This is a genomic window from Streptomyces sp. 15-116A, from assembly GCF_025290915.1.
Taxonomy (GTDB): Bacteria; Actinomycetota; Actinomycetes; order Streptomycetales; family Streptomycetaceae; genus Streptomyces.
The window spans coordinates 1-9,494 of record NZ_JAOCQE010000252.1; the positions used below are offsets into that span (position 1 = coordinate 1).

The window sequence follows — 9,494 nt, forward strand, 5'->3', positions numbered from 1 at the left end:
CCGGTGGGGGCGGCGGACGCCGAGAGTGCCGCGGCGCGGACGGCGAGACGCCCGAGCCGCCGGCGCACGGGCCCCTCCGACGCGGTGAGCCGCACACCGATCGCGTGCACGGTGCCGGACAGGCCGGTGAGCGGGACGGTCACCGTCCGCCAGCCGCCGGCCCCGCTCACCGGGAGATACGTGTACGGCGGTGCCGCCCCCGGGTTCTCGGGGTCGGCGGTGGCCACGGCCGGCTCCACGTCCACGCGCCCAGCATCCGTCCGATGCGTGAACTCGACAACCGTCCCGGCGGTGATCGGCAGCCGCGTCGCATACAGATCCACGGTCACGGGCGCGTCGGGGTCGCCGTCGACGAGGACGCTGCTCCCGCCGTGCCAGGCGTCGGCGAAGTCGAAGCCGACGCCGGGCCGCCGCCCCTCGGTGCGCACCACCCAGCGTCGCGACGGCAGCCGGTCCTGGAGCCCGAGGTGGTTCCACGGCGTCTCGGAGGTGACGGCGCCCTTCTCGTACCAGCGCAGCCCGTGCCCGGTGTTGAACACGGTCGCGAAGGGCACGGACGTGACCGTCGACCGGTCGGCGACCGAGACGGCGGGCGCCCGCCAGGGGTCGGTGGCGTCCGGCATGGACGGGTCGAGCGAGGCGCCGGTCCAGAACCGGTCGTCCGCGGCGTAGAAGTCGGCCGGGGTCCGCCGGTCGGCGGGCAGCTGATGACGGGTCCACTCCGGCCGGTACAGGCCGATGGAGGTGACGTGCGGGCGGTCGGCGGGCACGATCGCGTCCCCGTTCTCGGCGGTGTTCCAGCCGTTCGCCTCCACGTCCACGCCCGCCCACAGCTCGTACCGGCCGCGGCCCATCCGCTCGGCCTCGCCGGCCGAGGAGACGAGGCGTTCGGGGGTCCAGCGAAAGTCGACGAACATGTCGTCGGCCGCCTCGAAGAACGCCCGGTTGCGGTCGTTGAGCGCGCCCTGCCAGCTGACCGCACCGTCGACGGTCATCGAGTCGTACCAGGTGACCCGCTGCCCCTTCGCGGCGGCGCGCGTCTTGAGCTCGCGCAGGAAGGAGAGCATGGCGGCGCCGAGGGCGGGGTCCCCGCCGCCGGTCTCGGCGTTGACGAACCAGCCGTCGAAGCCGTACGCCTGCGCCACGGCCACGAGCCGCTCGGCGAGCGGATGCCGTCCGGCGGGGTCCCGCTGCACCAGGTCCCGCGTCCACTGCACCTGTCCGCCATAAGCGGCCGGTGGCAGGAAGACGTTGCCGAGGACGGGCACGCCGTGCCGGTGGGCGGCGTCCACGATCGGCGCGTTGGGGGCGAGGATCAGCCCCTCGCCGGACGAGCCGCCCCGGAAGACGAGTTCGTCGATGTACGCCCAGTGGGTGAGGGCGTAGTAGTCGGCGGTGGGCGAGCCCTGTGAGGGGTTGCTCGCGGTCGGTCCGAAAGACACCAGGGACTGGATACGGGCCTGGCCGGCGCGGGCGGGCGGGTTCGCCGGTGTGGGGGTGAACCGGCGGGCGAGCGGTACGGACGCCGCGTTGAAGGCGAGGTCGGGGTCCCGGTCGGCGCGCCAGGACTTCAGGCTGCGCCAGGTGATGCCCTCGCCGGGCGTGCCGGAGGGCAGGGAGCCGGGGTACCAGTAGCAGGCGTACGGCTGGAGCGGTGCGGCGGTGGCACCGGCGAGCAGGACCGTCCGGCGCGCGGGACCGGCCGGGTCGGCCGGGCGGGCGTGACTCATGGGCGGGTTCCTCCGTGCGGGACGCGGGTGGGGTCGGGTCGAGCCGGGAGTACCTGTCCCGGTGTGCAGACTTCGGTGATGCCGCGGGCGGCGAGGTGCGCGGTGTCGGTGGCGCGGGTGTCGAGGACGGTGGTGGGACGGATGCCGTCGGCGACCAGCCGGAAGAAGGCGTCGAAGACGGGGCCGCCGGGGGCGCAGCGGGAGCGGGCGGAGGGGTCGGAGGGGACGACGAGTGCCGTGGTGCGGGGCGCGGGTGTGGCGTGCCGGTGTTCCCTCGCGGCGTCGGCGAGCACGCGGGCCAGGTCCTTCGGCTTGCGGTCGTTGGTCAGCAGGCCGAGCCCGTACTCCAGTTGCGGGAAGTCGGCGAGGTCGCGGGAGACGTCGTGGGAGCACCACCAGGTGATGCCCCACAGGTCGGGGCAGTCCAGGGCGTGGGTGACGGTCGCCTCGGTGAAGGCGGCGGCGTGGTCGGGCGGGATCAGGGGGGCGGGGGCGCCGACCTCCTGGAGCCAGACGGGGCGGTGCGGTTCGTCGGCCCACGCCTTGCTCAGCTCGACGAGGTACGCGGCGTGGTGCTCGGTGGGGACGGAGGTGCGGCCGTGGCGCTGGGCGGTGCCGTTGAACACCCAGGAGTGCACGGCGGTCACGGCACCGAGTCGGGCGGCCTGGGCGGGGGTGAAGGGCTGGTCGTCCTGGTACCAGGTGGCGTCGTACTCGGCGTGCAGGTGCAGCCGGCCGGGGGCTCCCTCCTCGCAGGCGGCGAGCATCCGCTCCAGCCAGGCGTCGATCTGCGCGGGCGTCGCCCGGTCCGGGTCGGGGTGCGGGCCCGCGGAGAACTGGTTGACCTCGTTGCCGAGGGTCATGCCGAGGAAGGCGGGCCGGTCGGCGAGGGCGGCGGCGAGGGTACGCAGGTAGGTCGCCTGACCGTCGAGGACGTCCGGGTCGGTGAAGAGGTTGCGCCGGTGCCAGGTGCGGGTCCAGGCGGGCAGGAAGTCGAAGCTGCTCAAGTGCCCTTGCAGCCCGTCGACGTTGACGTCGAGCCCGCGTTCGGCGGCGGCGTCGGTGAGGGCGAGGAGCTGTTCGACCGCCCGGGGGCGGATCAGCGTGCGGTTGGGCTGGAAGTAGGGCCACAGCGGGAAGACCCGGATGTGGTCCACGCCGAGCGCGGCGATGGAGTCCAGGTCGGCGCGTACGGAGTCCAGGTCGAAGTCGAGCCAGTGGTGGAACCACCCTTCACTGGGGGTGTAGTTGACGCCGAAGCGCACGGCAGGAGGCATGCGGTGTCCTTGCGTGTCCGTGATGGTTCAGCCCTTGACCGCGCCCTCGCCGACCCCGCGGAAGAAGTACCGCTGGAGGCAGGCGAACAGGGCGATCAGCGGGGCGACGGCGATGATCGTGCCCGCCGCGACGAGGCGTTCGTCGCCCGCGAAGGTGCCGTGCAGATAGTTGAGGCCGATGGTGAGGGTGAACTTGGACGGGTCGCTGAGCACGATGAGCGGCCACAGGAAGTCGTCCCAGGCGCCCATGAAGGCGAAGATCGCGACGACGGCGAGGGTGCCCTTGACGGACGGCAGCGCGATGCGCAGGAAGCGCTGCCAGACGTTGGCGCCGTCGACGAACGCGGCCTCCTCGATCTCGTAGGGCAGGTTGAGGAAGGCGTTGCGCATCAGCAGCACGTTGAGGGCGCTGACACAGCCGGGCAGGACCACGCCGATCAGGGTGTTGTTGAGGCCGAGCTCCCGCATGGTGGTGAACTGGGCGATGATGATGCCCTCGACGGGCACGAGCATGGCCAGGATGAACACCAGGGTGGCGACGCGCCGGCCCCGGTAGCGCAACCGGGCGAGCGCGTAACCGGCGAGCGCGGCGCCGACGCAGTTGGTGACGACGTTGGCGACGGCGACCTTCAGGGAGTTGAGGGCGTAGTCCCAGACGGGGATGGTGTCGGCGACCCGCTCGTAGTTGTGCAGGGTGGGGTCGCCGGGCAGGAACCTCGGCGGGGAGCTGTAGATGTCCTCGGTCGGGCCCTTGAGGGACGTGGACAGCTGCCACAGGAACGGGCCGATGGTCAGGGCGAGGACGGCGAGCAGCAGTACGTAGCGCAGGCCGAGTTCCCAGACCCGTACGCGGCGGCCGTGCTCGTCGGCGATCCGGGGCGCGCGGGCTGCCACGGGCTCCTCGGTGACGGGCCGGGGCGCCTTCGCGATGACGCTCATGACTCCTCCCGGCGGTCGGCGCGCAGCACCAGCAGCATCAGGGCGACGGTGACGACGAAGACGACGACGGAGATCGCGGAGGCATAGCCGACCCGGCCGGTCAGGCCGGTGCCGGTGCGCTGCACCAGCATCACGAGCGTGGTGTCCTCACCGGCGGGACCGCCGCTCGGCCCGGCGAGCAGATACACCTCGGAGAACACCTTGAACGCGGCGACCGAGGAGAGCGCGCCGACCAGCACCATGGTGGAGCGCACGGCGGGCACGGTGACGCTGAGGAAGCGGCGGATCGCGCCCGCCCCGTCCACGGCGGCGGCCTCGTGCAGTTCACGCGGCACGTTCCCGAGCGCCGCCAGGTAAATGATCATGTAGTAGCCGAGGCCCTTCCACACCGTGACGGCCATGGCGCTCAGCAGGAGCAGCCACTGGTCGCTGAGGAAGCCGATCCGGCCCACCCCGACCGTCTCCAGGACCGCGTTGACCAGTCCGCGGTCGTCCAGCAGCCACACCCAGATCAGCCCCACCACGACGATCGAGGCGACGACCGGGGTGTAGAAGGCGGACCGGAAGAAGGTGATGCCGGGGATGTTCTTCCGCACCAGCAGCGCGAGCAGCAGCGGCAGCACGATCAGCGCGGGCACCACCCCGAGGACGTACAGGGTGCTGTTGCGCAGGCCGATCCAGAACATGTCGTCGTGCAGCAGCTCGCGGAAGTTGGCGAGGCCCACGAACCCGCCCGGGACCAGGGTGCGCCGGTCGGTGAAGGAGTTGATCAGCGTGGAGACGAACGGGTAGAGGATGAACGCGCTGGTGATCAGCAGTCCGGGTGCGGCGAACAGCCAGGGACTGGTGGGCAGTTGGCGCCGCACCCGGGAGACGGTGGAGACGGTGGCCATGGTGCGTCACCCCTGCTGCCGGAGCAGCCGGTCGCAGGCGTTGACAGCGTTGTCGAGAGCTTCCTGCGGGCTCTGCTTGCCCTGCAGCGCCTTGGCGACCTCGTTGCGCAGCGCGGTCTTCATCTGCTCGCTGAACAGCACCGGCGTGTAGTTGACGGCCGTCTTCAGCGACTTGGCGGCGGCCACCCGCACCCGGGTCTCGTCGGTGCCGTCCTCCCGGGTGAAGTACGGCTTGTCCAGCGAACCGGCGGTGGACGGGAAGATGGCGACGCGCTGGGCGAACGACATCTGGCGGGCCGAGTCGGTGACGAAGTGCGCGAACGCGACGGCGGCCGGGGTGCGCTTGGTCTGCGCGTTGACCATCACGCCCATCACGTACATGTTGACGTGGCCGGTGCTGGTGATCTGATCGGTGATCCCGATGTTCTTGTAGAGGCTGGGCGCCTGCTTCTTGAAGTTGGCGAGGTCGAGCGCGCTGCCGGGGTTCATGGCGACGGCGCCAGTGAGGAACTTCTTGCCGGACGACTCCGGGGTGGCGGTGAGCGCCTGCGGGTCCAGGGCCTTCGCGTCGTACAACTCCTTGTACCTGGCGAGGAGTTCGACTCCCTTGGCGTCGTTGAAGGTGAAGGCGGTGCCCTCCTTGTTCATCAGCGGGACGCCGTAGCGGCCGAAGTCCTCGATGGTGGGCACGTTGGCGAGGGTGGCCACCTTGCCGTCGGTCTTCTCGGCCATCTGCAGGGCCTGGTCGAAGAGTTCGCCGTACGTCTTCGGCGGCTTGTTCGGGTCGAGTCCGGCCTTCTCGAAGAGGGACTTGTTGTAGAACAGCGGGCCCGTGTTGAGGTACCAGGGGAAGGCGTACGTGCCCTCCATTCCCGGTACCTGATGGCTGGCCCAGGCGCCGGGCAGGTACTCCTTCTCGTACTTCGCCGCGGCCTTGTCGAGGTCGAGCGCAAGGCCCGCCCTGGCGAGCGGGGCGACCAGGTCCGGGGAGACGTTGACGACGTCCGGGAGCGTGCCGCCGGCCGCGTCGGCGCTGATCTTGTCGGCGTAGCCCTCGGCGGGCTGGTCGACCCACTTCACATGGGTGTACGGGTACTTCTCCTCGAAAGCGGCGATCACGTCCTCGAAGTAGCCCTTGAAGTTGGCCCTCAGGTTCCAGGTCTGGAAGGTGATCTCGCCCTCGACCTTGCCGGAGGCGTCGGCCGCGCCGCCGCCGTCACCCCCGGAGCCGCAGGCGGTGATCGGCATCAGCAGGGCGGCGACGGCGACGGCGGCGAATGTTCTGCGCGAGGTGGGCACGGTGACACGTCTCCCTGGGCAGCGTCGGGGGATGGATGCCGCCGACCATGCCGGGCGGATTGCTGGAAAGTCAATGGATTCACCGTCACTAAAGTCTTTCGGCAAGCATTAGTCCAGGTCAAATGCGGTGTCGCGGAAAAGTTGACCTGATTGACTAATGCGCTTTAGGCTCTGCTGCTCAAGCGCATTAGTACTCCCCGGGAAAGGGGCGATCATGCCAGCCAAGCGGCCCGCCGCGCGTCGGCCGACGATGAAGGACATCGCCCGGCGAGCCGGGGTCTCCGAGAGCGCGGTGTCCTTCGCGCTCAACGGCAGACCGGGCGTGTCCGAGGTGACCCGGGACCGGGTCCGCCGGGTCGCCGAGCAACTGGGCTGGCGGCCCAGCACGGCGGCGCGCGCCCTGTCCGGGGAGGGCTCGGCGACGGTGGGCTTCGTGCTCGCCCGGCCCGCGCACACCCTCGGTGTGGACTCCTTCTTCCTGCAGCTCGTCTCGGGCATCCAGGAGGTCCTGGCGGAGCGTCATCTCGGGTTGCTGTTCCAGGTGGTGGAGGACGTCGAGGACGAGTGCGCGGTGTACCGGCGCTGGTGGGCCGAGCACCGGGTGGACGGTGTGCTGGTGGTCGACCCGCGCACCGACGATCCCCGGCCGCGTCTGCTGGACGAACTCGGCCTGCCCGCCGTGGTGATCGGCGGCGCGCCGGACGAGCGTCACCCGGGGATGTCCACGGTGTGGGCGGACGACGCGGGCGCCATGGCCTCGGTGGTGGGCGGGCTGTACCAGCTCGGGCACCGCCGGATCGTGCACATCGCGGGCCTGTCGGGACTCGCCCACACCGAGCGGCGGATCCGTACGCTGCGCGCCGAGGCGGAGCGGCGGGGGCTCACCGAGGTGCTGTCGGTGACCACCGACTACTCGGACTCGGCGGCCGTGGCGGTCACGCGCCGCGTTCTGGACGCCGCCGCTCCCCCGACCGCCCTGATCTACGACAACGACGTGATGGCCGTCGCCGGTGTCGCCGCCGCGGCCGAACTCGGCTTCTCGGTACCGGCGGACGTGTCGGTGGTCGCCTGGGAGGACTCGGCGCTGTGCCGCATGGTCAAGCCGTGGCTGTCCGCGCTGTCCCGGGACAGCGTGGAGTTCGGCCGCACGGCGGCCCGCGAGCTGACCTCCCTGCTGGACGGCGGCCCGGCCCGCACGGTCCGGGTGCCGGTGCCCCGCCTGATCGAACGGGACAGCACGGGACCGGCCCGGCGGACGTGACCTCGACCGGTGCCCCGCCCTGATCCAACGGGGCAGCACGGGCCCCGCCCGGGAGACATGACGCCCGGCGCGGCCTGCCCGCAGGCGGGGCCGGCGGGATAATGGGCGCCATGCGGCCCCGTCGTACGGCCTGTGCCGTCGCCGGATTGCTGCTGGCCCTGACGGCCGGCTGCACCGGCGGCGCGAATGACTCCGCGCCCGAGCGCACCCCGGACTCCGCGCCCACCACGACGCAGACCCCGAGGTCCTCCCCCGCCCCCACCCCGGCCGGCCCGGTGTCGCTGCCCGCCCTGATGCGGCGCGAGCACACCGGCTCCGGGCTGCGTCTCGGCACCGTGCTGGCCCGCACCTCCGCCTACACGCGGTACGCCGTGACGTACGAGGCCAACGGGCTGACGATCTCCGGGGTGATGAACGTCCCCGAGGGCAAGGGGCCGTTCCCCGCGCTCGTCCTCGCCCACGGCTACATCGATCCGGACGTGTACGTCACCGGCCAGGGCATGCCCCGTGAGCACGATCTGCTGGCCCGCCGCGGCTATGTGGTGCTGCACGTCGACTACCGCAACCACGCCCGCTCCGACGACGACCCGGACAACGACGTGAACCTGCGCCTCGGCTACACCGAGGACGTGATCGGCGCGGCCAAGGCGCTGCGTTCCTCCGGCCGCGCGGAGATCGACACGGACCGGATCGGGCTCCTTGGCCGGTCGATGGGCGGCGGGGTCGTCTACAACACGCTGGTGGTGGCGCCCGGCGTGTTCGACGCGGCCGTCGCCTACGCCCCGGTCAGCGGGCGGCCCGAGGAGAACATCGATCAGTTCCAGCGCCGTAACGGCGACCCGGTGGTGGCCGAGATCGAGGCGGAGCACGGCACCCCGGAGGACGACCCGGAGTTCTGGCGCCAGGTCTCCCCGCTCACCTACGCGGACCGGGCCACCGAGCCCCTGCTGATCCACCACGGCACCGCGGACGACACCTGCCCCATCCGCTGGTCCCGTGAAGCCGCCGCCGCGTTCGAGAAGGCCGGTGCCGACGTCGAACTGCGCACCTACGCGGGCGAGGGCCACACGTTCGGGCCGCGCTGGCGGGAGTCGATGGAGCTCACGATGGACCACTTCGAGCGGCACCTGCGCTGAGCGGCGCCCGGCGCCGGCCACACCGGTCTCGACACGGGACTGCCCCGGTCTCGACGCGGAGCCGCCCTGGTCTCGACGCGGGACCGCCCTGCGGGGCACAGTTCTCCCTACGTACTCGCCAGTACGCCTGCCCGTCGCCGCACGCCCACTCCGAGGAGCCGAAGTTGACCAGTTGGGTCGGCCGGACCGCCGTCGAGATCGCCGCCGCCGTACGGGAGAAGCGGGTCACCCCGCGCGAGGTGGTCGCCGAGCACCTCGCGCGCATCGAGCGGCTCGACGGCCACGTCGGGGCGTTCCGCGCGGTGCGGACCGAGGCGGCGCTCGCCGAGGCGGACGAGGTGGCCGCGCGGGACGACCTGGCCGAACTGCCGCTGGCCGGTGTGCCGGTGGCGGTCAAGGACAACCTCGCCGTGCGCGGCGAGAGCACCCGCGTCGGCTCGGCGGCGACCCCCGACACGCCGGCCGGGGCGGACCACGAGACGGTGGCCCGGCTGCGGGCGGCGGGCGCGGTGGTCGTGGGCCTGACGAACGTGCCGGAGCTGTGTGTCTTCGGCACCACGGAGGGCGTGCACGGCACCGCCCGCAATCCGTGGGACCTGACACGCAGCGCGGGCGGCTCGTCGGGCGGCAGCGCGGCTGCGGTCGCGGCCGGGATGGTGCCGATCGCCCTCGGCAACGACGGCATGGGCTCGCTGCGGATACCGGCCGCCAACTGCGGTCTGGTGACGATCAAGCCGGGGCTCGGCGTGATACCGGCCGGGGTGAGCGACGGCGACTGGTTCGGCATGTCGGAGAACGGGCCGCTGGCCACCACGGTCGAGGACGCGCGTCTGATGTTCACGGTCCTCGCGGGCGGCGAGCCCGCGGGCCGTGAGGGTCCCGCCACCCGACGGGTCGCGGTGTCCCTGCGCAGCCCGCTGGCCGGCGTCGCCGTCGCCAGGCCGTACGCGGCGGCCGCG

General features: G+C 72.1%; 8 protein-coding genes. 3 read left to right on the top strand and 5 right to left on the bottom strand.

Annotated elements, in window-relative coordinates; translation table 11 throughout:
- The 5 genes from N4P33_RS28360 to N4P33_RS28380 form a co-directional block, all read right to left on the bottom strand.
- The coding region (locus tag N4P33_RS28360) for an endo-beta-N-acetylglucosaminidase (RefSeq protein WP_260829691.1) at positions 1–1,730 on the bottom strand (1,730 nt) is incomplete at its 3' end.
- Positions 1,727–3,007 carry a glycosyl hydrolase gene (locus tag N4P33_RS28365; RefSeq protein WP_260829692.1) on the bottom strand — a complete coding sequence of 427 codons (1,281 nt, stop codon included), beginning with the start codon at positions 3,005–3,007 and terminating at the stop codon, positions 1,727–1,729. The genes N4P33_RS28360 and N4P33_RS28365, both read right to left, overlap by 4 nt.
- A gap of 27 nt (positions 3,008–3,034) precedes the next feature.
- The gene (locus N4P33_RS28370) at positions 3,035–3,946 is read right to left on the bottom strand and encodes a carbohydrate ABC transporter permease (protein WP_260829693.1); all 912 of its coding nucleotides are present in this window, start codon (positions 3,944–3,946) and stop codon (positions 3,035–3,037) included.
- Positions 3,943–4,839: a carbohydrate ABC transporter permease gene (locus N4P33_RS28375; RefSeq protein WP_260829695.1), complete on the bottom strand. Its 897-nt coding sequence runs from the start codon at positions 4,837–4,839 to the stop codon at positions 3,943–3,945. The genes N4P33_RS28370 and N4P33_RS28375 overlap by 4 nt, the downstream gene beginning before the upstream one ends.
- Before the next feature lie 6 nt (positions 4,840–4,845).
- On the bottom strand, positions 4,846–6,138 hold the full coding sequence (locus N4P33_RS28380; RefSeq protein WP_260829696.1) for an ABC transporter substrate-binding protein: 1,293 nt from the start codon (positions 6,136–6,138) through the stop codon (positions 4,846–4,848).
- 214 nt (positions 6,139–6,352) lie between these two features.
- Here N4P33_RS28380 and N4P33_RS28385 point away from each other — a divergent pair, with 214 nt between their 5' ends.
- The 3 genes from N4P33_RS28385 to N4P33_RS28395 form a co-directional block, all read left to right on the top strand.
- The gene (locus N4P33_RS28385) at positions 6,353–7,399 is read left to right on the top strand and encodes a LacI family DNA-binding transcriptional regulator (RefSeq protein ID WP_260829698.1); all 1,047 of its coding nucleotides are present in this window, start codon (positions 6,353–6,355) and stop codon (positions 7,397–7,399) included.
- A gap of 110 nt (positions 7,400–7,509) precedes the next feature.
- Positions 7,510–8,535 (top strand): S9 family peptidase, encoded by a 1,026-nt coding sequence (locus N4P33_RS28390; RefSeq protein WP_260829699.1) that lies wholly within the window; start codon positions 7,510–7,512, stop codon positions 8,533–8,535.
- Between the two features lie 164 nt (positions 8,536–8,699).
- The coding region (locus N4P33_RS28395) for an amidase (protein ID WP_260829700.1) at positions 8,700–9,494 on the top strand (795 nt) is incomplete at its 3' end.

Bases quoted from the DNA above. Each gene is read 5' to 3' on its own strand.
- N4P33_RS28365 (WP_260829692.1), bottom strand. From the start codon at position 3,007: ATGCCTCCTGCCGTGCGCTTCGGCGTCAACTACACCCCCAGTGAAGGG.
- N4P33_RS28385 (WP_260829698.1), top strand. From the start codon at position 6,353: ATGCCAGCCAAGCGGCCCGCCGCGCGTCGGCCGACGATGAAGGACATC.
- N4P33_RS28390 (WP_260829699.1), top strand. From the start codon at position 7,510: ATGCGGCCCCGTCGTACGGCCTGTGCCGTCGCCGGATTGCTGCTGGCC.
- N4P33_RS28370 (WP_260829693.1), bottom strand. From the start codon at position 3,946: ATGAGCGTCATCGCGAAGGCGCCCCGGCCCGTCACCGAGGAGCCCGTG.
- N4P33_RS28375 (WP_260829695.1), bottom strand. From the start codon at position 4,839: ATGGCCACCGTCTCCACCGTCTCCCGGGTGCGGCGCCAACTGCCCACC.